We start from the raw sequence: 21,213 nt of genomic DNA on the forward strand, positions 1-21,213 counted from the left end.
GATAGAGGCGGCGCAACCGTTTCACGCCATTCCATCAAGGACCCGTCATGGCTGCCCAATATGCCTACGTCATGAAGAACATGACGAAGACCTTCCCCGGCGCACAGAAGCCTGTGCTCAGCGACATCAGCCTGCAGTTCTACCAGGGTGCCAAGATCGGCATCGTCGGGCCGAACGGCGCGGGTAAATCGACGCTGATCAAGATCATGGCGGGGATCGACAAGGATTACACCGGCGAGGCATGGCCGGGTGAGAACATCACGGTCGGCTATCTTGAACAGGAACCGCAGCTCGACGAGAGCAAGACCGTGCTCGAAAACGTCAAGGACGGTGCGCGCGGGATTGCCGACATGGTCGATCGGTTCAACCAGATCGGCATGGAAATGGGCGAGGAAGACGCCGATTTCGACGCGCTTGGCGCCGAGATGAGCGAGTTGCAGGACAAGATCGACGCCGTCGATGGCTGGACGCTCGACAACCAGCTCGAAATCGCGATGGAAGCGCTGCGCTGCCCGCCGGGCGATTGGCCTGTGACCAGCCTTTCGGGCGGTGAAAAGCGCCGTATCGCGCTCACCCGCCTGCTGATCCAGAAGCCGTCGATCCTGCTGCTCGACGAACCGACGAACCACCTTGACGCAGAATCCGTCGAATGGCTGGAAAATCACCTCAAGGAATATGCCGGCGCGGTGCTGATGATCACCCACGACCGCTACTTCCTTGACAACGTGGTGGGCTGGATCCTCGAACTCGATCGTGGAAAATACTTCCCTTACGAGGGCAATTACTCGACCTATCTGGAAAAGAAGGCCAAGCGCCTGGAACAGGAAGACCGCGAGGAAAGCGGCAAGAAGAAGGCGCTTACCCGCGAACTCGAATGGATCAGGCAGACGCCAGCCGCGCGCCAGACCAAGAGCAAGGCGCGTATCCGCAAGTTCGAGGAACTGCAGAACGCACAGGACAACCGCCCCATCGGCAAGGCGCAGATCGTCATCCAGGTGCCCGAACGCCTTGGCGGCAAGGTCATCGATGTGAAGAACATCTCGAAGGCTTATGGCGACAAGCTGCTGTTCGAAGACCTTTCGTTCATGCTGCCGCCGGGCGGCATCGTGGGCATCATCGGGCCGAACGGCGCGGGTAAATCAACCCTGTTCAAGATCCTGACCGGCAAGGAACAGCCAGACAGCGGCACCGTGGAAATCGGCAGCACCGTTCACCTTGGCTACGTCGACCAGAGCCGCGACGATCTCAATCCCAAGAACAACGTCTGGCAGGAAATCTCCGACGGTCTGGACTACATGACCGTAAACAAGCAGGAGATGAGCACGCGGGCCTATGTCGGCGCGTTCAACTTCAAGGGCGCGGATCAGCAGAAAAACGTCGGCAAGCTTTCAGGCGGTGAACGCAACCGCGTTCACATGGCCAAGATGCTGAAGCTGGGCGGCAACGTCCTCCTGCTCGACGAACCGACCAACGACCTTGACGTGGAAACGCTGAGCGCGCTGGAAGACGCCATCGAAAACTTCGCGGGTTGCGCGGTGGTCATCTCGCACGACCGCTTCTTCCTTGACCGTCTGGCCACGCACATTCTGGCCTTCGAAGGCAACAGTCACGTCGAATGGTTCGAAGGCAACTTTGCGGCTTACGAAGAAGACAAACGCCGCCGTCTGGGCGATGCGGCGGATCGTCCAACCGCGCTGGCGTACAAAAAGCTGACGCGCTGATCTTCAAGCAGATGCGGTGTTCCGCTTACCGCCCCTTGCGGCGGAAGCGGAACACCAGCGTTTCTTCCTTGGCGCCTTCAGTGACCTTGACCATGGCGGTCATCGCGTCCGGGCCGGTCCGTTCATAGACCAGGCCGGAGAAATCCCAGCGATCCTTGCCCGTCGCAGTCAAAGGGAACGCGGTGACCTTGTCCTTTTCCTCCCACCCGGTCAGGTCGGCATTGAAGTGCTTGAGCCGATAGGCCAGCGAGCCGCCCTCCTCGACGATGGTGATGATTTCATAGAACATCACCGAGCCATCCTTGTTCAATTGGCGGAAGTGTCCGACCATTTGCCCGCCTGCCGCCGGTGCATAGGCTTCGAGCGCGGGCGCACCTTCGATCCCTTCGCCTTCCCACGATCCGGCAAGCCAGCCGAGATCGGCCAGGGAAGCCACGGGACCATCCATCGCATTGGCGGACATGGGCGAGCAAAGGCAAAGCGCCAGTATTGTCAGGATCTTTCGCACCAGACGTTCTCCATGCGGCAGCACTGCTGAGTGAGTGAGGATTGATCGTACAGCGCGCTGCGATCCGATCAATGGAAAGCGATAGTGTGGCAGCGCTGCCGTTCATCATAAAACGACCCAACATGAACAGAAAGCCACCAAGGCGGTTCAGGGATGGGACAGTGCGAATCGGTTATCAAGTTGTTAACAGGCCGAAACAGGTGTTGCGGCTGGTACAATCGGGAAAGGGTCGGCCATGATGTCCGGCAGTTCGATATTTGGAAAGGGCGTGCTGGGCGCGCTCGCCATGGCGCTTGTGACAACGGCCATTCCGGCAACCGCGTTCGCGCAGCAGGAACGGCGCGAGGAACGCAGCGGGCGTTCCTGGGGTGGTGGTGAAGGTCGCGCGCGGGGCACAGCCCAGGCGCAAGTGCGCCCACAGCAGGCCCCGGCACAACAGGCGCAGGCTCCAAGGGCGCAGTCGCAGCAGCAGCGGCCGGTCTGGAATGGATCGGCACCGACCCGCGTGGATCGCTCAGGCCCGGCGCAGGCACCTCGCGCCACCACACAGCAGCGTGGTTGGGACGGTACGCGGTGGAACCCGACGAACCCCGCCCGCCAGCCGGATCGCAATGGCGGCCGTGACTGGAACCGTGACCGTGATGGTGACAGGAACAGGGGTGACCGCAACTGGAACGAAAACCGTGACCGTTCGCAATCGTGGAACGGGCGCAACCCCGGCTACACCGACCGCGACCGCAACCGCGACTATCGCCGCGACAATGATCGCAATGGCTGGAGCAACCGCGACAACTGGAACAACCGCAACGGCTGGAACAACGACCGCCGTGACAATGACCGCCGCTGGAGCAACAACTGGCGTAACGACCGGCGTTACGACTGGAACAGCTATCGCAGTTCCAACCGTTACCACTATCGCATGCCGCGCTATTATGCGCCCTATCGCGGTTACAATTACAGCCGCCTCTCGATCGGGATTTTCCTGAACTCAGGCTTTTATGGCAACAACTACTGGATCAATGATCCATGGTCTTACCGTTTGCCACCGGCCTATGGCGGCTATCGTTGGATCAGGTACTACAACGATGTCCTGCTGGTTGATACATACACGGGCGAAGTAGCCGATGTGATCTACAACTTTTTCTGGTGATGCATGACACGCGGTGATTGACCGTACGCTGGATATGACCGCGAACCGGAGAAAGACAAGGCCCCGCCACGATGTGCGCGGGGCCTTCACTGCCATCCGTGTTCTGCAATTGCGGCACCTGTGGTCTCGGAGAGATTACCCTTTCGTCGAGCAGATTGGCGAGATTGCAGCCAACACGGCTTGCATCATGATTCGGCCCTGTTCGGTCAGCCGGACATAGCGGCGACGCGCGTCAGCAGTATCAGCCGTGCGATAGACAAGACCTTCGTCTTCGAGGCGAGCGATCCATCGCAGGATCGTCGTCGATGGCACACCGGAATCCAGACAAACGCTGGATACCTGAAGGTCGGTCTGTCGTTGCTGTGCAATATAGAGATCGAGCAGGATATCCCAGCCCGGTTCGCCGAACAAACCCCTGCGACCGGATGCTGCGTCCCTTTTTCTGCGAAGCTCATAAAGAGAAGCTGCCAATCGCAGGCGCTCTTGCTCCGGGTTGACGAAGGCGTCCAACTAATACTCCCTCAACACTTCGACCCGATTGCTTGCCTGACACCTGAGTCAGACTGCTTGAGCATTTGAACGACGCCCCACACGTCAAATGCCAAACACTACAATCCGATCCTCAGACCCTGGTTAATTTTTCATTCCGCCGATGGTTAACCCAAACTTGACTGAATTGCTTGCGCAAATGGCATCATGCATCCGCTTCGGATCATTCGGCGTCTCTTGCGCAGTCCTCAACGATGAAGCATGTTCAATTCGATCATGATCAAGTTTCAACGTAATTCCGCTTCTTCAATTGAACAGCAGGCGTTAAGGAAAGTGGGCGATGCTGTTCGCAAGCGCCTGTCTGGTGACCCTGGCGTTTACCAGATACCTGTCGATGGCATCGAGATATTCGGAGTGGCCGACTTCTTTACCGCTGCCGAGTGTGCGCGGCTGATCGAGAAGGTGGACAGCGTAGCCCGGCCCTCACCAACCTACAAGGGGACCGACGCTTCGGGCCGGACCAGCTATTCGGGCGATGTCGATCCTTTCGATCCGTTCGTGCTGATGCTTCAGCGCCGGATCGATGATCTGATGGGGATCGACCCGGCCTTTGGTGAGACGATCCAGGGACAGCGCTATGCGCCTGGGCAGGAATTTCGCGGACATTTCGACCACTTCCTGCCATCGCAACCGTTCTGGGATTCGGAACAAAAGCGTGGTGGCCAGCGTAGCTGGACTGCCATGGCCTATCTCAATGCCGTTGAGGAAGGCGGGCATACCGATTTTACGCGCATCGACCTTTCCATTCCGCCGCAGCCCGGTGCCCTGCTGATCTGGAACAACATGAAGCCTGACGGGACACCCAATCCAAATGCCATGCACGCCGGAATGCCGGTAGTGCGCGGCACCAAGTACGTGCTGACCAAGTGGTATCGGGCGCGTCCATGGCAATGATGCGGACCTGGCGGATCGGGGCCGCGCTGCTGGTATTGGCGACAGGATTTCCCGCACGTTCGCCTGCGCAGGACGCCAGTGCAATTGTCCGCATAGATGCTGCTCCGGCAACGCCGGTCCGGCTTTCCGCCAATGCCATGCTGGACCGCCTCTTTGCCGAAGATGTGCGCGAGGCCATGGCGCTCGATCCACTGGGCGCACTTGAGCAGGGGCAGCGCGTTTCGGTGCAACAGTTCGCATTGCTGTTCACCCCCGAACTTGCCCGCAAACGCCACGAAAGCAACGCCCGCACCCTGGCGGCGCTGGCGCAAATCGATCCCGAACAGCTCGACCCCAGCCGCCGCATATCGCACGCGGTGTTCGAGGAGACGAAGCGCAACGAACAGGCGCTGATGGCGCCCGATGTTCAGGCGTTGACTGCGGTCCAGCCGTTCAACCATTTCGGCGGCTTCCACATCGCCTATCCTGAACTTTCTGCAGGGGGGAGCGGCAGCACACTGAATTCGGTGGCGGATTACGATCTGCTGATCGCCCGGCATCGCGCCCTTCGGCAGGTATTCGGACAGGCAATCGCACGGTTTCGCGAAGGCATGGCAAGCGGCATTACCGAACCGCGCCTGACCGTGGACAACATGATCGTGCAGATCGACGGACTGCTGGCACAAAGGATCGACCGATCCCCGTTCATGGCCCCTGCCCGCCAGTTTCCGCAGGACTTTACCCCGGCCGACCGCGCCCGCATCGGGCGGGAACTGACAGAGGTGACGCGCCGGGACATCTATCCGGCCTATCGTGCGCTGCGCCGGTTTCTGGTTGAGGAATATCGCCCGGTCACGCGCGAGCAACCGGGGCTTTCAGCCGTGGCGGGTGGTGACAGGCTTTATCGCCTGCTGGCGCGCCATCACACCACGCTCGATCTTGATCCGGCCGTGGTGCACCAGACAGGGCTGACGGAAGTGGTCCGCATTCAGACCCAGATGGACGGAGTGAAACAGCAACTGGGGTTTGCCGGCCCATTGCGCGCCTTCTTCGACCGCATTCGCAGCGATCCGCGGTTTCATCCACGCAGCGAACATGAACTGGCCGAAGGCTTCCGGTCGGTGGGGCGCAAGGTGGATGCGCTGGCGCCGCAATACTTCCTCCATTTGCCCAAGGCGCCGCTGCATATCCAGTCGTACCCGGCCTATCGCGCCAAGTTCGAGGCGGGGGGCAGCTATGCGCAAGGATCTGCCGACGGGACGCAGCCGGGCGTGTTCTTCTTCAACGCCTATGACCTGAAAAGCCGCTTCCTGACCGGCGTGGCGACACTGTATCTGCACGAAGGCGCGCCGGGGCATCACTTCCAGATCAGCCTTGCGCAGGAAAACACCGCCCTGCCCGATTTCCAACGGTTTGGCGGCAACACCGCCTATATCGAAGGCTGGGCGCTTTATGCCGAAACGCTGGGGTACGAGATGGGCTTTTACGCCGATCCGATGCAGCACTGGGGCACACTGGACGATGAGATGCTTCGCGCAATGCGGCTGGTGGTGGATACCGGCCTGCACACCAAAGGCTGGAGCCGCGAACAGGCGGTCGATTACATGCTGGCCAATTCGGGCATGGGGCGGAGCGATGCCGAAGCCGAAGTGGACCGCTATATCGCCAATCCGGGGCAGGCGCTGGCCTACAAGATCGGCGCGCTGACCATACAGCGGTTGCGCAAGGAAGCGGAAAGTGCACTGGGCAGCCGGTTCGACATCCGCCTGTTCCACGATCAGGTGCTGGGCAGTGGCGCCTTGCCGATGGCGGTACTGGAAGCCAAGGTCCGGCGCTGGATTGCGGCAGGCGGGCGCGCTGGGTACTTGCGCTGATCGGGCAAGCCTGCTGTTATCGCGCGGCCTATTGCTGGGGGACAGGATGCTTGGCTATTTCATCGCGGCATTGCCACATTTCCTTGCCTATTTTGCATCGGCCATGGCGCTGGCTGCGGCATTCCTGTTTCTCTATTCGCGTTTCACCCCGCATCGCGAATTCGAACTGATCCGTCAGGGCAATTCGGCAGCGGCAATCCAGTTGACGGGCACCTTCATCGGCTTTGCCATTCCGGTGGCAGTGGTGATCGGCCATTCGGCGAGCATCCCCGACATGCTGCTGTGGGGCGCAGTGGCGGCGGTCGTCCAACTTGGCGTGTTCGTGATCATTTCCCGGCTGCTGTTCAGGGCGATTTCGGACAAGATCACCGAAGGCTGCGCGGCATCGGGGCAATTCGTGGGCGGCATCGGCATCGGCGTGGGCATTCTGCAAGCCGCCTGCATGGTGCCCTGAGCGATGAACAAGCACCTTGCCCTGACTACGGCGATGGCGGCGACGCTGGCCGGTCTTTCGGGCTGTTCATCACGCAACGACTGGGACGATGACGTGGTGGTGGACCGCGATACGCGCGTCTGCGTTGACCAGAACGGCTATCGCGTGGAAGACGGCCGCTGCGGCCAGAGCGGATACTACGGCGGTGGGTCGCACTTGTGGTATTACGTGAACCGGGGCAATCGTGTGCCCTATTACGGGGATCGGGTGAACGATCCGCGGCTGGGCTTCAAGGGCAGCTATTTCGCCACCAAGGGCGCGCAATATGCCAGCGCTCCCGCGAAATCGAACCTTGTGCGATCCACCCCGGTATCGCGCGGCGGGTTCGGTTCGAAGGGCGGCTTCTTTGGCGGTGGCAAGTCCTGATCGATGCAAAGGCTGACGCTTGCCCCGCGCCATGATTGGCAGGCGGCGGTAGAGGAACTGGGGCTGCTGTGGCACAGCGATGACGATGGTCCCTACTGGGATGAGTCCGCGTGCTACCAGTTCAGCCTTGCCCAGATCGAAACGATCGAAGCCGCCACCGAAGCGCTGCATCAGCTTTACCGTGAGGCAGGCGAACGCATTTCGCGCGACGAACGCATGCTGGCCGCCTGCGGCATACCTGCGGAATATCACGGTGCTGTCCGCGAAGGCTGGCGCGGCAATACCCCCGCGCTCGATTTTGGCAGGTTCGATCTGGCGTGGGACGGCACGGGCGACCCGAAGCTGCTCGAATACAACTGCGATACGCCCACATCGCTGCTGGAAACAGCGATCATCCAGTGGAACTGGAAGGAAGCGGTGTTTCCCCACGCCGACCAGTTCAACAGCTTGCACGAACGCCTGATCGAGCGCTGGCAATTGATCGCCCACGCCCTGCCCGGACGGCGGGTATGGTTCACGCATGTGGGTGACACGGTGCACGAAGACACCATGACCACCACCTACTTGCGCGATCTGGCGCAGCAGGCGGGCCTTGAAACGCGGGGACTGCTGATCGACCAGATCGGCATCGATGGCGACGGTCGCATCGTCGATCAGGACGATTACCTGATTACCGCCTTGTTCAAGCTCTACCCTTGGGAATGGCTGGCGGCCGAAGAGTTCGGAACGCAAATCCTGCCGCACATGAAGGACACAGTGTGGCTGGAGCCGTTGTGGAAGATGATGTGGAGCAACAAGGCTGTCCTGGCTGTGCTGTGGGAGATGTTTCCCGGCCATCCCAACCTGCTGCCCGCCGCGTTCGACGCCAGAGCGGTCGGCGAAGACTACGTGTCAAAGCCGGTGCTGGCGCGTGAAGGCGCCAACATCGAGGTCGTGTCTGCCGGGCAGGTTCTGGCCAGCACCGGTGGCGGGTATGATCGCGGCAAGTTGGTTTACCAGCAACGCTATCCCTTGCGCGATTTCGGAAAGGGCTATCCGGTGCTGGGAAGCTGGATTGTGGGCGGCGAGGCAGCGGGCCTCGGCATCCGCGAAGATGGCCTTATCACCAGCAACCGGGCGCGCTTCGTGCCCCATATCATCGTGGATTGACTGCCGTCAGTCGAGCGCTTCGGCGATCAGCTTGCGCGTGTTGGCCACACCATAGAGTGCGATGAAGCTGCCCATGCGCGGGCCTTGGGCCGATCCCAGCAGCGTTTCGTACAGGCACTTGAACCAGTCACGCAGGGTTTCGAAGCCGTAGTGCGGGTCCTTCCCGATTTCGTAGACGATGTTCTGCAATTCTTCGGCGGTGGCATCGTCGGACGTTGCCGCCAGTTCCTCGTCCAGCGCAGCAAGCGCCAGAGCTTCACCCGCTTCGGGCTTGCGCCGGATCAGCGTGGGCGCAATGAAATCGCGGTTATAGGCCAGCGCGCGCGTGACCAGACCGTCAAGCGCCGGATGGGCCGCAGGGTCTGCGTTTTCAACATAGTTGCCAAGATAGGACCACACCTGATCGCGGCTGGCCCCCGCGCCCAGCACGCCGACAAGGTTCAGCAGCAGGCCATAAGTCACCGGCAGGCTTTCACCGTCGCCGCCCTGATAGCCATTGGCGCGCAACAGGTGCCACACCGGGTTGCCGAGTTGTTGTTCCACCGGCTGCGTCGGCAGCTTTTCGCGGAACTGCCAGTATTCATCGACCGCGCGCGGGATGATGCCGACGTGGAGCGACTTGGCGCTTTTGGGATCGCGGAACAGGTAGAAGCTCAGCGATTCCTCGCTGCCGTATTCCAGCCACTGTTCGATCGTCAGGCCGTTGCCCTTGGACTTGGAGATCTTCTCGCCCTTCTCATCAAGGAAAAGTTCGTAGATCAATCCTTCGGGGCGACGACCGCCGAGCACTTGCGCGATACGGCCCGATTGCGTGACGCTGTCGGTCAAGTCCTTGCCGCACATTTCATAATCGACGCCCAGCGCGACCCAGCGCATGGCCCAATCGACTTTCCATTGGAGCTTGGACCAGCCGCCCAGCACGGTGTGCTCGATCACATCGCCATTGCTGTCGGTGAAGCGAACGATCCCGGCGTCTGCATCGACCACCTCGACCGGCACTTGCAGCACTTGGCCCGTTGTCGGCGAAACCGGCAGGACCGGGGAGTACGTCTTGCGGCGTTCCTCGCGCAATGTCGGCAGCATGATGTCCATGATCGCCTGCCAGTTGCGCAGGACATTCTTCAGGGCATCGTCGAACCCGCCCGCATTGTAGCGGTCAGCCGCCGAGACGAATTCGTAATCGAAGCCGAACTGATCCAGAAACGCGCGCAGCATGGCGTTGTTGTGATGCGCAAAGCTTTCGTGCGTTTCGAACGGATCGGGGATGCGGCTGAGCGGATGGCCGAGGTTGGCTTCGAGCACCGCCTTGTTCTCGATATTGTCGGGAACCTTGCGCAAACCATCCATGTCATCGGAAAACGCGACCAGCCGCGTGGGGTGGCCACCTGTCAGCGTTTCATAGGCGCGGCGGACCAGCGTGGTGCGCAGCACTTCCTGGAACGTGCCGATGTGCGGCAGGCCCGACGGGCCATATCCCGTTTCGAACAGCACGGGCACGAGATTGCCGGACGCATCGCGTTTGCCGCCCGGAAACCGCTTGGCGATCTTGCGGGCTTCCTCGAACGGCCATGCCTTCGAAGTCTGGGCTGCTGTGTGGATTGCGTCTGTCATGATGCCCGCCCTTTTGCGCGGGGGCGCGGCTTTCGCAAGCAAAAGCTGGTGCTGGGGCGCAACGCCGAAAGGCCGGAACCGCGCGTATGCGATCCCGGCCGTCCGTGGAGTGCTTCTGAAGGGAGGCTTACTTCAGAAGCGAAAGTACATTCTGCTGGGCCTGATTGGCCTGCGCGATCATCGCGGTCGATGCCTGCGAAAGGATCTGCGCCTTGGCCATCGCGGTCGTTTCTGCCGAATAATCGGTATCGACGATGCGCGACCGGGCATCAGACAGGTTGGTGACATTGTCGTTGAGGTTGTTCACCACCGATTCGAGGCGGTTCTGGCCTGCACCGAGGCCGGCGCGGGTAGCGCTGACGGCGGCGAGTGCGGCATCGACGTTGTCGATCGTGTCACTGGCATTGGTTGCGCCGCTGCCGTCTCCGGCCACGGTATCGTTCACCTTGAGCGACTGCGTACCGCCAGCGGTGTAGGCGACGGCGCCGGTGCCGAACAGCACATCGCCATCGAAGGCCTTGCTGGAAAGCGTCACCGTATCATTGGTTTCGCCGCCGGTCTGGATGATGAATTCGAGATCGTCGGCCGCGACCGGCGCGGTGGCCACGGCAAACAGTTCATTGCCGTTGAACTTGGTCTTGGTCAGGACTTCGCTGACCTGGCTGGTCAGGTTCTCGACTTCGGACTGCATCGCGTTGCGATCCGATTCCTGATAGGTGCCCGATTTGGCCTGAACCGCCAGTTCGCGAATACGCTGGAGCATCGCGGTCACTTCATTCAGCGCGCCATCGGCGGTCTGGGCAAGGCTGATGCCGTCGTTGGCATTGCGTACGCCCTGATTCATGCCCTTGATCTGCGCGGTCATGGTCGTGGTGATCGCAAGGCCCGCCGCATCGTCCTTCGCGCTGTTGATGCGCTTGCCGGTCGAAAGGCGTTCCATGGCCATGCCAAGCATCTTGGCGGCCGAATTCGAAGCATTGGTAGCGCGGATGGCGCTGATATTGGTATTGATGACTGCCATGTCCCATTCTCCACTATGGGGCGAAGCCGGGTTGCGCTCCGCGATTGGTCCCGCAGAGAAGGACGACAGGCGCGCGGACGTTTTAAGGGCCTTGGTGAATCGCGTGGCAATATCTTGCCGTGGCCGGTTGACGCTTGCCCCGTGTTCCATTCCTGTTCTAACGCATGCCGGTGACGGACACGCCCGCCCTTTCGCTTCCGGCGATTCACGCCAGCCATGGCGGGTGCTGGCTGCGCGATGGCTTTGCCACGCGCGGTGTGGGCAAGGGCGATGCCATCGTGGCGGCAGCAGACACGCCGCTGCTGATGCTGAACGCGCCGCTGGTGGCCAGTCGGCTGGGCTATCCCGATCTTTCCGGGCTGGACCTGCTCGAACTCTATGCGTTCATCCACCCTGCCCGCTTCGTGGTGCCAACGCCCAAGGGGCTTGCCCACGCATTGGGGCTGGATGAGCCACGCGGGGATGACGCGGTGCCGCTGTTGCTGCAACAGGCCGCAGCAGCTTTGCTTGCGGTGTGCGAGCGCGACGACTGGGCAGAACGCGAGGGTGCGTGGACGGCGTTGCAATCGCTGGTGCGGATGCGCTGGCCCTGGGCGACGCTGCTGACCCCGCGCATCCGGCGACCCGAAAAGGCCGAGCGCTGGCTGTTCGCGCGATTGCCGGAATGGGAGGAGACCGCCGACCGCGCCCAACCCGCGCAAGTGGTGCTGGGCGCAGAAGCCATCGCCGCGCGTCTGGCCGAACTGACCGGCAAGGATGCCGAAATGCGCCCGGCGCAACGCGAATATGCGCGCGAAGCCGGGCAGGCGTTCGCGCCGCGCACAACCCAGCGCCAGCCTCATATGATACTGGCGCAGGCGGGCACCGGCACCGGCAAGACCTTCGGTTACCTTGCCCCCGCCTCGCTATGGGCTGAACAATCGGGCGGAACGGTGTGGGTCTCGACTTACACCAAGGCCCTGCAACGCCAATTGCGCCGCGAAAGCCGCCGGGCGTTTCCGGCGGAGAGGAATGGCAAGCCGCCGGTGGTAGTGCGCAAGGGACGCGAAAATTACCTGTGCCTGCTCAATCTGGAAGATGCGTTGCAGGGCGGCTTCGGCGGGCGGGCGGCAATCCTGGCGCAACTGGTGGCGCGCTGGGCCGCCTATTCGCAGGACGGAGACATGATCGGCGGCGATCTGCCGGGCTGGCTGGGTACGCTGTTCCGCAAGCGCGGGATCGCGGCCCTGACCGACCAGCGCGGCGAATGCGTCTATGCCGGATGCCCGCACTATCGCAAATGCTTCATCGAACGGGCAGCTCGCGCATCGGCCGATGCCGAACTGGTGATTGCCAATCATGCGCTGGTCATGGTCAACGCCGCGCGGGGCCGCGATACCGCACAGCGCCCGACGCGGATCGTGTTTGACGAAGGCCATCATGTGTTCGAAGCGGCGGATTCCACGTTCGCCGCCGCCCTGACCGGGGCAGAAACCATCGAACTGCGCCGCTGGGTGATCGGCCCGGAAGGCAAATCGCGCGGGCGCCGGCGCGGGCTTGCCGCGCGCCTTGCCGATGTTGCCAGCTATGACGAGGAGGGCGCGCGCGCGATCACGCAGGCGCGCGAAGCTGTCGAAGCCCTGCCCGGCGATGGCTGGCTGGCGCGGATCGTGGAAAGCACTCCGTCCGGCCCGCTGGAGGACCTTCTGTCAGCCGCTCGCGCGCTGACTTATGCGCGTGACGAAAGTGGCGGGCAGGACGCAGGTTACGGGCTTGAAACCGAAATCGCGCAATTGGACGGTCCATTCATCGAAGTGGCTGGCCGTTCGCAGGAAGCGCTTGAGGCCTTGCGCAAGCCGCTGGTCCGGCTTGGCTTGCGGCTGGAAGCGCTGATCGAGGATGGGCCGGACTGGCTGGACGGCCCTGCCCGTGCGCGGATCGAAGGCGCGCGCGGGGCGATAGGCTGGCGCACAGACCTGCTGGCCGGGTGGATCGCGCTGCTGGCACGGCTGGGTGGTCCCGGCGATCCCGATTTTGTCGACTGGATCGCGGTCGAACGCTCTGACGGGCGCGAATGGGATGTGGGACTGCACCGCCATTACCTCGATCCGATGAAGCCTTTTGCCAATACCGTGCTGGCGCCCGCGCACGGCGTGATGATGACATCGGCCACGTTGCGCGACGGCGAGGACTGGGACAGCGCCATCGTCCGCAGCGGCGCTCCGCATATCGAGGTAGCCCCGCGCCTGTTCGCGGCGGAAAGCCCGTTCGATTATGCGGCGCAGGCCGAAGTCCTGATCGTGACCGACGTGGCGAAAGGAGATATTCCCGCGCTGGCAGCGGCATACGGGCGGCTGATCGAGGCATCGGGCGGCGGGGCGCTGGGCCTGTTCACGGCAATCCGGCGTTTGCGCGCGGTCTATGGCCGGATTGCCGATCGGCTTGCGCGCGGCGGACTGCCGCTGTTCGCCCAGCATGTCGATCCGATCGATACCGGTACGCTGGTGGATATTTTCCGCGACGATCCGCGCGCCTCGCTGCTCGGCACCGATGCCCTGCGCGATGGCGTGGATGTGCCGGGCGATTCGCTGCGGTTGGTCATCATGGAGCAAGTGCCCTGGCCCAAGCCTTCGATCCTCCATCGCGCGCGGCGGTTCGCGGGCGGCGGGCAGGCGCATGATGACCGGATCATTCGCGCCCGGCTGGCGCAGGCGTTCGGGCGGCTGATCCGTTCGGTGGGCGACAAAGGCCATTTCGTGGTGCTTTCGTCCGCATTTCCTTCACGCCTCCTGACGGCATTCCCGCCGGGCACCCCGATCCGTCGGGTTACGCTCGATGTGGCTTTACAAAGCGTGATGGGCAGTGTTTCTGAGACGGCAGCCGCGCATGACCGACCAGAGGGAATTTCGTGAAGACACTCGCCCTGTTCCGCCATGCCAAGTCGGACTGGAGCGATGCGCGTGCGCGGGATTTCGACCGTCCGCTGAACGAACGCGGCCAGCGCGGTGCCCGCGCGATGGGAGGCTGGATCAAAGCCACCGGGCGGCAGTTCGACCGCATGATAGCATCGCCAGCCGTACGCGCCGCCGAAACCGTGGAAGAAGCGAGCAAGGCCTGGGGCTGCACGTTCAAGGTCGAATGGGACCGCCGGATTTACCTCGCCAGTTCGGCAACGCTGATCGACGTGCTGAAGGAACTTGAAGGCGAGCCTGACAGCGTACTCATGGTGGGGCATAACCCCGGCCTTGAAGACCTGATCTTCGACCTTGTGCCGGATGACGGTTCATCGCCGTTGCGCGATGTTGTCGAACAGAAATTCCCGACCGCGACCTTTGCCGTCATCGAACTGGATGCCAGCCGATGGGCAGATGTAACAGAAGGCTGTGGCCGGTTGGTCGAACTCAAGCGACCGCGCGACCTCGATCCCGCGCTTGGCCCTCAATTGATAGACTAACCGGGCTGATCGCCCAGAGCAGTTGCCAGACGATCGCGGATCGCCTGAATCTGCGCAGCGAGCCAAAGATCACTGCCTTCGCCACCGGCTGCAATCGCTGATGCAGGGTAGGGCGCTGGCGCAGGACCGAGCACTGGCGCAGGACCGGGTTTGGTCCCGCGCAGGGCCTGCCGGGCGCCTTTGATCGTATAGCCTTCGCGATTGAGCAGCCGATCGATTTCACCGATCAGCGCGACATCTTCAGGCCGGTAATAGCGCCGCCCGCCCGCCCGCGTAAGCGGGCGCAGCGTCGGGAACTGTTCTTCCCAGTACCGCAGGACATGCTGGCGAATGCCCAAGGCGCTTGCCACTTCGCCAATCGTGCGAAATGCGGCAGGATCCTTGCCATCGCCGTTGCTGGAAATGCCCGAAGATTCACCGGGAAGACTGGGATCGTTCATGCCGGGAAACTCAGCCCTGGCCGATGCGGTCCTTCAGCATCTGACTGGCGCGGAAGCTCAGGACGCGGCGCGGGGTGATAGGCACCTCGATACCGGTCTTGGGATTGCGCCCGACCCGCTCCGCCTTGTCGCGCAGCAGAAAAGTGCCGAAGCCCGAAATCTTGACGTTCTCGCCGTCAGCGAGCGCGCCACACATGTGCTGCAGAATGGATTCTACCATCACCAGCGAATCCGCCCGCGACAGCCCCACCCGGCGATTGATGCTTTCCGCGAGATCCGCCCGCGTAAGTGTGCCAATGGAACGCATCCCCCTCGTTCTCCCAAACCGTCCTGACCAAAGAAGGCGGCAGAATAACGCCGTTTCTCAGGAACGCAATGCAATGGCTTGGGGATAAACGATAAGGCCCAAAACGAAACGCAGAATGCGATCACGCCCGCACGGGAACAGACCCCCGCGAGGATCAGACCCGCGCGAGGCAGGCCCCCCAGGTAAAGCCGCCGCCCATCGCCTCGAACATCACAAGGTCGCCCGGCTTGATCCGGCCATCCTGCACAGCCGTATCATAGGCCAGAGGCACGGATGCCGCGCTGGTATTGGCATGGCGATCGACCGTGACGATCACCTTTTCCGATGGCAGGCCCAGCTTGCGCGCCGTGGCATCGAGAATGCGCAGATTTGCCTGATGCGGCACCACCCAGTCGATATCGCCCGATGCCTGGCCCGATGCTTCGAGCACTTCGGTCAGCACATTGGCAAGGTTGGTGACGGCGTGGCGGAACACTTCGCGCCCGCGCATGCGCAGCTTGCCGACAGTGCCGGTGGTGGATGGACCGCCATCGACATAGAGCAGTTCATTGTGTGCGCCATCGGCGTGGAGCCGCGTTGCGATGATGCCCGGCGCGGACGGATCGCTATCGTCAACGTCCTGCGCTTCGAGCACGATGGCCCCTGCCCCATCACCGAACAGGACGCAGGTTGTGCGGTCTTCCCAATCGAGAATGCGGCTGAAGGTTTCGGCCCCGATCACCAGCGCACACTTGGCCATGCCGGTGCGGATCATCGAATCGGCGGTAGCCATGGCATAGAGAAAGCCGGAACAGACCGCCGCTACATCGAACGCGATCCCGCCATTGCAACCAAGGTTGTGCTGAACGATGGTGGCGGTTGCGGGGAACGTCTGGTCAGGGGTTGCGGTCGCCAGAACGATCAGGTCGACGCGCGATGCGTCAACCCCGGCTGCGGCCAGCGCCTTGCGGGCGGCCTCGGTTGCCAGCGTCGCTGTGGTTTCCCCCTCGCCCGCTATGTGGCGATTGCGGATGCCGGTCCGCTCGACGATCCATTCGTCGGTGGTATCGACCATCGTCGCCATTTCGGCATTCGATACGGCACGTTTCGGCAGGGCGGAGCCGCTTCCCTTCAGAACGCTGCGCAAGGTCATGCCGCGTTCTCGCCATTCATGGCGGCCGATTTGCCACGCCCGTTTGAACGAATGGCCTCGGCGCCCAGGCGGGCAAGATCGGCCTGGATCCGTTCTGTCAGGTTTTCCTCCAGCAGACGCGCCGTGACCGCAACCGCGTTCGCCACGCCAACTGCCGAAGCGCTGCCATGGCTCTTCACGACGATGCCGTTAAGTCCCAGAAAAACCGCGCCGTTGTGATTGTTCGGGTCAAGGTGATGCTTGAGCAATTCGGTGGCCGGACGCGAGATCAGGAAACCGAACTTGGAGCGCAGCGAGGAGGAAAAGCTGCGACGAAGGAGATCGGCCACAAAACGGGCCGCGCCTTCCATGGATTTCAACGCGATGTTGCCCGAAAACCCATCGGTGACAACCACATCGAAATCGCCGCGCGACAGCTTGTCAGCCTCGGTGAAGCCGTCAAATGACATCGCAAGATCGTCAGCCAGCGCCTTGAGCTGGTTCGCGGCATCGCGCAGGGTATCGGTGCCCTTGGATTCTTCGGTGCCGATGTTCAGCAGGCGCACACGCGGCGCCTGAAGATTGCTGACGATACGGGCATAGGCCGCGCCCATGATCGCAAATTGAACGAGGTTGCGGGCATCGCAATCGGTGTTGGCGCCAAGATCGAGCATGACGAGATCGTTATCGCCAAGAGTCGGCAGCAGACCCGACAATGCAGGCCGGTCAATCCCCGGCATCGTTCGCAGCGCCAGCTTGGCCATGGCCATGAGCGCACCGGTATTGCCCGCGCTGACAGCAGCGCCGGCATGACCCTGCTTCACCGCATTGATGGCCATGCCCATCGATGTGGTCTTGGCGCGTCGCAGGGCCTGCGTGGGCTTTTCTTCACCGCTGACGGTATCGGGGGCGTGGAGGATCTCCGACGCCCCGCGAAGGTTCGGGTGATTTTCGAGCGCTTGCTTGATGCGCGCTTCATCCCCGACCAGCAGGAACTTGAAACGATCATGGCGACGGCGGGCAAGAGCCGCGCCTTCCACCATAACGCGCACACCCTCATCACCGCCCATCGCATCGACGGCGATACGCGGCAGGCTCATATTCCCGAATCCCCCCCGTTGATGGGCTTAAAGCCCGACAGCGATGACTTCGCGACCGTTGTAGTGACCGCAAGCGTTGCACAGGTTGTGCGGACGCTTGAGTTCACCGCAGTTCGAGCATTCGTGGAATGCATCGACGCTGAGCGCGTCATGGCTGCGGCGCATGCCCCGGCGTGAGGGCGAAGTCTTTCTTTTGGGGACGGCCATTTCGGCACCTGTTCCTGAAATTGCTTACGTTTGATGCGGGCGCGATAGGGAATACCGATCCATCGCACAAGCCCAATCCCGACCACGATAGCCGGACGCTGGACCCGCACGCAGCGACGAGCGCAGCAGGAACGGGATTCGCCGAAACACGGGCGAAGGCGCGCCTATACGGAATTTCTGGTGCTTTGCAAGCTTGCGCGCGCTAGGCTGGTGCAAGATCGTCAGGGACTGGCGAATTTCATCGGGGGAGCATTTGAAGGCATGACCATTTTACCGATCACGCTGTGCGCAGCCGCAGCCGCAGCCGCAATCAACATATGGCTTTCAATCCGCATCGGCATGATCCGAAGCAGCCGTAAAATCAGCATCGGTGATGGCGGCGACATGACCCTGATCGCGCGGATGCGCGCGCAGGCCAATTTTATCGAAAACACCCCAATCGTGCTGGTGCTGGTTGCGACGATCGAACTGGCCCGCAGCGGCAACCCGTTCCTGCTCGGCACGGCGGCCATCTACTTGCTGGGCCGCGTCGCCCATGGCATCGGGATGGACGGGGGGCCGCTGGGCTTCCTGCGCGGCCTCGGCACACTCACGACCATGGCGGCACAACTGGGCCTTGGCGTTTGGGCGGTGTCGATCGCGCTCGATATGTAACGCCCTTGGCGCGGACCTGCCGACGGCTATCCCTGCGCGCACTTATTGCTTGAGCGCGAAATCGCTGACGAAAGAGTTGGTCTGGCGTTCGCGGCCAAAGGTGCTGTGAGGCCCATGGCCGGGGACGAACATGGTATCGTCCCCCAAGGGCCAGAGCTTCTGCGTGATCGAATCGAGCAGGTCCTGATGATTGCCCATCGGAAAATCGGTGCGCCCGATCGATCCCTGGAACAGGACATCGCCGACAATTGCAAAGCGGGACGGCGCGTGATGAAACACCACGTGGCCCGGTGTATGGCCGGGACAGTGGACCACATCGAGTTCAAGTTCACCGATGGTTACCTTGTCGCCGTCTGACAGCCAGCGGTCCGGCTCGAACACTTCGCCGGTAATGCCCCAGCGGCGGCCATCATCGTCGAGCCGCGAAATCCAGAAGCGGTCGGCCTCATGCGGGCCTTCGATCGGCACACCCAGATCCTTCGCCAGAATTCCGGTGACGCCGCAGTGATCGACATGACCGTGCGTGACGAGCAGTTTCTCGACCGTCACCCCGGACCGCTCGACCGCCAGCTTCAGCTTTTCGATGTCACCGCCGGCATCGATGAAGGCGCCTTTCATCGTTCTGGTGCACCACACCAGCGTACAGTTCTGTTCAAGCGGGGTCACGGGAATGATCGCCACTTTCATGGGTGGCTGGGCTTCGTGCTGGTTCATGGCCATGAAATTGGCCTCAACCCTGGCCAATTGCAATGCCGTTGGCGGGCGAATAGTTTGCATGCCATGATTTCCCTGCGCCTTTCCCGGCCGGACGATGCAGCGCGCACCCTTGCCGTCTGGGCCGCTGCCGTCGATGCCACGCACCCGTTCCTGACGCCCGCCGATCGCGTTGCCATCGGTGATGAAGTGGCCGCCTTCCTGCCCCATGTTCCCCTGCTGCTGGCCGTTGATGAAAATGACTGCGCAATCGCGTTCATGCTTGTAGCGGACGGAATGCTGGAAGCCCTGTTCGTTGATCCTGCACACCATGGCACCGGCATCGGCAAAGCCCTGGTTTCGCGCGCCCTGGCAGACAATCCCGGAATGTCCATCGATGTGAACGCACAAAACGGCGGCGCTGTGCAGTTCTATCGGCGGCTGGGCTTTGTCGAGACCGGGCGTTCAGACCGCGACGGACAAGGGCGAGCTTATCCGTTGGTCCACATGCGCCACGCGGGCTGCAATTCCTAAAGTCGCCCGCCTTTCCAGACGACCCGGCCGATGATCTCGACGTCCTGCGCAGGCCGCTCCATGCGCGGATAGGCAGCGTTATCGGAAATAATGCGCAACGCCCCGCCCGCTCCCGATTCGAGCCGTTTGACCAGCAGGACATCGTCCAGCCGGATCACGTGAATCCCGGCGCGCAAGGGCCGCGGAGTGCGGTCGACAAGGATTTCGTCCCCATCGCGCAGGGTCGGCTCCATCGAATCACCCTCGACCTCGATGACCGAGAGCATCACAGGTTCAAGCCCCTGCGCCTTCAGCCAACGATTGGAAAAACGCAGACGGCCGGAGGGAATTTCCTCTGATGTGTGTGCGCCCGGCCCTGCCGAAGCGCCCAACGGCAGGCGCGGAACATCTGCCCATTCGGCCAGTGCCGCCCGCTGTCCAACGGGTGCCACAACACCGCCACCCTGCCCGATCGCCGCCACCGCGCCGCGCGCCCCAGCGCCCAGTTCCTGTTCAGGAACGCCGAAGAACTGGGCCAGAGTCCGCCGGTCATTCTCCTCAAGCTTACGGGGGCTGCCCTTGCGCACGAACTGCTGGAGATAAGTCGTGTTCCGACCGATCAGCCCGGACAGCGCGGCAAGGCTGACGCCCCGCGCCGCCGCCAGCGCGACAAGACGCGAACGCGCTCCGGCATCGTTTTCGGCTTCCATCGGACCTTACTCCACTTTCGAAGGACTTTTCCTAGCCATGTAGGATTTGAACGTCAACATAGGATTTATCCTATTTCGAGTCGCTTCTCATTTTTGCTTATGTCCGGGAGGGTCAAACCGAAGATGCTCATCCGTAAGATCGAAAAATTCATCGAGAACACGGGGATGCCCGTGACCAAGTTCGGCCGCCTTGCCGCGCATGATCCCCGGCTGGTCGGTGATCTGCGCAACGGCCGCGAGCCGCGTTCTGCGATGGTACAGCGCGTGGAACATTTCATGAACACTTTTGGAGCAAATGTCCATGCTGCTTGATCTGCGCGCTTTTGAGACAAAAGCTGAAGCCACCACGATGCCGCCACCACGACGCCTTTCAGTGGCAGAGCGGCTTCTGCGTGAACTGCGCGAAATTGCCGGACCGCTGGCGCAAGTGATTGCCCATCGCGAAACGCCATGGGCAAGCATCACGTTCACCGGCACCCGTCACACCATGGTCCTGCGCTTTGCAGGCAGCGATGCGGTGAGCGACGGCGAACGCTTTGTCCTGATGCTGCCGGACCATGAGTTCCGCCTGCGCAGCAAGTTGGTGGCCGATGCAAGCATTGCGCGGGTGGACCATGAACTGCTGCCCGCGCCACTGATGGAAGTGGAATGTGAACTGCTGCTGCTTGATCAGGACTGATCCGGTGAGGAATGCCGGGCGCCTGCGTGGGCGCCCGGTCTCCTCTCCAAC

Annotated in this window: 24 protein-coding genes; 13 read left to right on the forward strand and 11 right to left on the reverse strand. The window is 62.1% G+C overall.

The window, feature by feature from the left end; all coding sequences use genetic code 11:
- The first annotated feature begins 47 nt into the window (after window positions 1–47).
- Window positions 48–1,721 (forward strand): energy-dependent translational throttle protein EttA, encoded by a 1,674-nt coding sequence (gene ettA, locus LUA85_RS10475; protein ID WP_231469463.1) that lies wholly within the window; start codon window positions 48–50, stop codon window positions 1,719–1,721.
- 25 nt (window positions 1,722–1,746) lie between these two features.
- Here the strand turns inward: ettA and LUA85_RS10480 are convergent, their stop codons facing one another.
- Window positions 1,747–2,229, reverse strand: a complete 483-nt coding sequence (locus LUA85_RS10480; RefSeq protein WP_231469465.1) for a DUF6265 family protein — start codon at window positions 2,227–2,229, stop codon at window positions 1,747–1,749.
- 286 nt (window positions 2,230–2,515) lie between these two features.
- Here LUA85_RS10480 and LUA85_RS10485 point away from each other — a divergent pair, with 286 nt between their 5' ends.
- Window positions 2,516–3,379, forward strand: a complete 864-nt coding sequence (locus tag LUA85_RS10485) for an RcnB family protein (protein WP_231469467.1) — start codon at window positions 2,516–2,518, stop codon at window positions 3,377–3,379.
- Between the two features lie 135 nt (window positions 3,380–3,514).
- On the opposite strand, the gene LUA85_RS10490 is transcribed toward LUA85_RS10485, so the two are convergent.
- Entirely contained in the window at window positions 3,515–3,889 is a 375-nt protein-coding gene (locus tag LUA85_RS10490; protein ID WP_231469468.1) for a winged helix DNA-binding protein, read from the reverse strand.
- Window positions 3,890–4,201: 312 nt separating this feature from the next.
- On the opposite strand from LUA85_RS10490, the gene LUA85_RS10495 reads away from it, so the two are divergent.
- From LUA85_RS10495 to LUA85_RS10515, 5 genes are read left to right on the forward strand one after another with little or no spacing between them, the layout of a single operon-like run.
- Window positions 4,202–4,822: a prolyl hydroxylase family protein gene (locus LUA85_RS10495; protein WP_371823674.1), complete on the forward strand. Its 621-nt coding sequence runs from the start codon at window positions 4,202–4,204 to the stop codon at window positions 4,820–4,822.
- On the forward strand, window positions 4,813–6,675 hold the full coding sequence (locus LUA85_RS10500) for a DUF885 family protein (RefSeq protein ID WP_231469473.1): 1,863 nt from the start codon (window positions 4,813–4,815) through the stop codon (window positions 6,673–6,675). Before LUA85_RS10495 ends, LUA85_RS10500 begins: the two co-directional genes overlap by 10 nt.
- Before the next feature lie 46 nt (window positions 6,676–6,721).
- On the forward strand, window positions 6,722–7,129 hold the full coding sequence (locus tag LUA85_RS10505; RefSeq protein ID WP_231469476.1) for a DUF350 domain-containing protein: 408 nt from the start codon (window positions 6,722–6,724) through the stop codon (window positions 7,127–7,129).
- Between the two features lie 3 nt (window positions 7,130–7,132).
- Window positions 7,133–7,534, forward strand: coding sequence for a hypothetical protein (locus LUA85_RS10510; protein ID WP_231469479.1), 402 nt, complete (start codon window positions 7,133–7,135; stop codon window positions 7,532–7,534).
- 3 nt (window positions 7,535–7,537) lie between these two features.
- On the forward strand, window positions 7,538–8,683 hold the full coding sequence (locus tag LUA85_RS10515) for a glutathionylspermidine synthase family protein (RefSeq protein WP_231469482.1): 1,146 nt from the start codon (window positions 7,538–7,540) through the stop codon (window positions 8,681–8,683).
- Between the two features lie 6 nt (window positions 8,684–8,689).
- Here the strand turns inward: LUA85_RS10515 and LUA85_RS10520 are convergent, their stop codons facing one another.
- Entirely contained in the window at window positions 8,690–10,294 is a 1,605-nt protein-coding gene (locus LUA85_RS10520; RefSeq protein WP_231469485.1) for a lysine--tRNA ligase, read from the reverse strand.
- Between the two features lie 127 nt (window positions 10,295–10,421).
- On the reverse strand, window positions 10,422–11,315 hold the full coding sequence (locus tag LUA85_RS10525; RefSeq protein ID WP_231469487.1) for a flagellin: 894 nt from the start codon (window positions 11,313–11,315) through the stop codon (window positions 10,422–10,424).
- A 164-nt stretch (window positions 11,316–11,479) separates the two neighbouring features.
- Between LUA85_RS10525 and LUA85_RS10530 the strand changes: the two genes are divergently transcribed.
- Both LUA85_RS10530 and LUA85_RS10535 read left to right on the forward strand, forming a co-directional pair.
- Window positions 11,480–14,206 (forward strand): ATP-dependent DNA helicase, encoded by a 2,727-nt coding sequence (locus tag LUA85_RS10530; RefSeq protein ID WP_371823675.1) that lies wholly within the window; start codon window positions 11,480–11,482, stop codon window positions 14,204–14,206.
- The gene (locus LUA85_RS10535; protein ID WP_231469494.1) at window positions 14,203–14,748 is read left to right on the forward strand and encodes a histidine phosphatase family protein; all 546 of its coding nucleotides are present in this window, start codon (window positions 14,203–14,205) and stop codon (window positions 14,746–14,748) included. Before LUA85_RS10530 ends, LUA85_RS10535 begins: the two co-directional genes overlap by 4 nt.
- Here the strand turns inward: LUA85_RS10535 and LUA85_RS10540 are convergent.
- The 5 genes from LUA85_RS10540 to rpmF all read right to left on the reverse strand — a co-directional run bounded on the left by LUA85_RS10540 (window position 14,745) and on the right by rpmF (window position 17,913).
- The gene (locus LUA85_RS10540; protein WP_231469496.1) at window positions 14,745–15,188 is read right to left on the reverse strand and encodes a MerR family transcriptional regulator; all 444 of its coding nucleotides are present in this window, start codon (window positions 15,186–15,188) and stop codon (window positions 14,745–14,747) included. The genes LUA85_RS10535 and LUA85_RS10540 overlap by 4 nt on opposite strands.
- A 10-nt stretch (window positions 15,189–15,198) precedes the next feature.
- The gene (locus LUA85_RS10545) at window positions 15,199–15,495 is read right to left on the reverse strand and encodes an integration host factor subunit alpha (protein ID WP_231469499.1); all 297 of its coding nucleotides are present in this window, start codon (window positions 15,493–15,495) and stop codon (window positions 15,199–15,201) included.
- Between the two features lie 154 nt (window positions 15,496–15,649).
- On the reverse strand, window positions 15,650–16,627 hold the full coding sequence (locus LUA85_RS10550) for a beta-ketoacyl-ACP synthase III (RefSeq protein ID WP_231469502.1): 978 nt from the start codon (window positions 16,625–16,627) through the stop codon (window positions 15,650–15,652).
- Window positions 16,624–17,706: a phosphate acyltransferase PlsX gene (gene plsX, locus LUA85_RS10555; protein WP_231469504.1), complete on the reverse strand. Its 1,083-nt coding sequence runs from the start codon at window positions 17,704–17,706 to the stop codon at window positions 16,624–16,626. Before plsX ends, LUA85_RS10550 begins: the two co-directional genes overlap by 4 nt.
- Before the next feature lie 27 nt (window positions 17,707–17,733).
- Complete coding sequence (gene rpmF, locus LUA85_RS10560) at window positions 17,734–17,913, reverse strand: 50S ribosomal protein L32 (protein ID WP_054106339.1); 180 nt, start codon at window positions 17,911–17,913, stop codon at window positions 17,734–17,736.
- Between the two features lie 261 nt (window positions 17,914–18,174).
- Between rpmF and LUA85_RS10565 the strand changes: the two genes are divergently transcribed.
- Window positions 18,175–18,567, forward strand: a complete 393-nt coding sequence (locus tag LUA85_RS10565; RefSeq protein WP_231469507.1) for an MAPEG family protein — start codon at window positions 18,175–18,177, stop codon at window positions 18,565–18,567.
- Window positions 18,568–18,609: 42 nt separating this feature from the next.
- On the opposite strand, the gene LUA85_RS10570 is transcribed toward LUA85_RS10565, so the two are convergent.
- Window positions 18,610–19,254, reverse strand: a complete 645-nt coding sequence (locus LUA85_RS10570; RefSeq protein ID WP_231471835.1) for an MBL fold metallo-hydrolase — start codon at window positions 19,252–19,254, stop codon at window positions 18,610–18,612.
- A gap of 93 nt (window positions 19,255–19,347) precedes the next feature.
- Between LUA85_RS10570 and LUA85_RS10575 the strand changes: the two genes are divergently transcribed.
- Window positions 19,348–19,794, forward strand: coding sequence for an acetyltransferase (locus LUA85_RS10575; RefSeq protein ID WP_231469509.1), 447 nt, complete (start codon window positions 19,348–19,350; stop codon window positions 19,792–19,794).
- Here LUA85_RS10575 and LUA85_RS10580 read toward each other — a convergent pair.
- Window positions 19,791–20,483 carry a S24 family peptidase gene (locus LUA85_RS10580; RefSeq protein ID WP_231469511.1) on the reverse strand — a complete coding sequence of 231 codons (693 nt, stop codon included), beginning with the start codon at window positions 20,481–20,483 and terminating at the stop codon, window positions 19,791–19,793. The two genes, LUA85_RS10575 and LUA85_RS10580, sit on opposite strands and share 4 nt — an antisense overlap.
- 123 nt (window positions 20,484–20,606) lie before the next feature.
- Here LUA85_RS10580 and LUA85_RS10585 point away from each other — a divergent pair, with 123 nt between their 5' ends.
- Together LUA85_RS10585 and LUA85_RS10590 are read left to right on the forward strand one after the other, a co-directional pair.
- Complete coding sequence (locus LUA85_RS10585; RefSeq protein ID WP_231469513.1) at window positions 20,607–20,795, forward strand: hypothetical protein; 189 nt, start codon at window positions 20,607–20,609, stop codon at window positions 20,793–20,795.
- Window positions 20,785–21,162 (forward strand): hypothetical protein, encoded by a 378-nt coding sequence (locus LUA85_RS10590; protein ID WP_231469515.1) that lies wholly within the window; start codon window positions 20,785–20,787, stop codon window positions 21,160–21,162. The genes LUA85_RS10585 and LUA85_RS10590 overlap by 11 nt, the downstream gene beginning before the upstream one ends.
- The last annotated feature ends 51 nt before the right edge of the window (window positions 21,163–21,213 follow it).

Origin of the sequence: Novosphingobium sp. CECT 9465 (assembly GCF_920987055.1) — a bacterium.
Classification (GTDB): domain Bacteria; phylum Pseudomonadota; class Alphaproteobacteria; order Sphingomonadales; family Sphingomonadaceae; genus Novosphingobium.

Bases quoted from the DNA above. Each gene is read 5' to 3' on its own strand.
- LUA85_RS10485 (WP_231469467.1), top strand. From the start codon at position 2,516: ATGGCGCTTGTGACAACGGCCATTCCGGCAACCGCGTTCGCGCAGCAG.
- ettA (WP_231469463.1), top strand. From the start codon at position 48: ATGGCTGCCCAATATGCCTACGTCATGAAGAACATGACGAAGACCTTC.
- LUA85_RS10510 (WP_231469479.1), top strand. From the start codon at position 7,133: ATGAACAAGCACCTTGCCCTGACTACGGCGATGGCGGCGACGCTGGCC.
- LUA85_RS10565 (WP_231469507.1), top strand. From the start codon at position 18,175: ATGACCATTTTACCGATCACGCTGTGCGCAGCCGCAGCCGCAGCCGCA.
- LUA85_RS10525 (WP_231469487.1), bottom strand. From the start codon at position 11,315: ATGGCAGTCATCAATACCAATATCAGCGCCATCCGCGCTACCAATGCT.
- LUA85_RS10515 (WP_231469482.1), top strand. From the start codon at position 7,538: ATGCAAAGGCTGACGCTTGCCCCGCGCCATGATTGGCAGGCGGCGGTA.
- LUA85_RS10520 (WP_231469485.1), bottom strand. From the start codon at position 10,294: ATGACAGACGCAATCCACACAGCAGCCCAGACTTCGAAGGCATGGCCG.
- LUA85_RS10585 (WP_231469513.1), top strand. From the start codon at position 20,607: ATGCTCATCCGTAAGATCGAAAAATTCATCGAGAACACGGGGATGCCC.
- plsX (WP_231469504.1), bottom strand. From the start codon at position 17,706: ATGAGCCTGCCGCGTATCGCCGTCGATGCGATGGGCGGTGATGAGGGT.
- LUA85_RS10500 (WP_231469473.1), top strand. From the start codon at position 4,813: ATGGCAATGATGCGGACCTGGCGGATCGGGGCCGCGCTGCTGGTATTG.
- LUA85_RS10545 (WP_231469499.1), bottom strand. From the start codon at position 15,495: ATGCGTTCCATTGGCACACTTACGCGGGCGGATCTCGCGGAAAGCATC.
- LUA85_RS10590 (WP_231469515.1), top strand. From the start codon at position 20,785: ATGCTGCTTGATCTGCGCGCTTTTGAGACAAAAGCTGAAGCCACCACG.
- LUA85_RS10505 (WP_231469476.1), top strand. From the start codon at position 6,722: ATGCTTGGCTATTTCATCGCGGCATTGCCACATTTCCTTGCCTATTTT.
- LUA85_RS10530 (WP_371823675.1), top strand. From the start codon at position 11,480: ATGCCGGTGACGGACACGCCCGCCCTTTCGCTTCCGGCGATTCACGCC.
- LUA85_RS10575 (WP_231469509.1), top strand. From the start codon at position 19,348: ATGATTTCCCTGCGCCTTTCCCGGCCGGACGATGCAGCGCGCACCCTT.
- LUA85_RS10550 (WP_231469502.1), bottom strand. From the start codon at position 16,627: ATGACCTTGCGCAGCGTTCTGAAGGGAAGCGGCTCCGCCCTGCCGAAA.
- LUA85_RS10570 (WP_231471835.1), bottom strand. From the start codon at position 19,254: ATGAAAGTGGCGATCATTCCCGTGACCCCGCTTGAACAGAACTGTACG.
- LUA85_RS10580 (WP_231469511.1), bottom strand. From the start codon at position 20,483: ATGGAAGCCGAAAACGATGCCGGAGCGCGTTCGCGTCTTGTCGCGCTG.
- rpmF (WP_054106339.1), bottom strand. From the start codon at position 17,913: ATGGCCGTCCCCAAAAGAAAGACTTCGCCCTCACGCCGGGGCATGCGC.
- LUA85_RS10540 (WP_231469496.1), bottom strand. From the start codon at position 15,188: ATGAACGATCCCAGTCTTCCCGGTGAATCTTCGGGCATTTCCAGCAAC.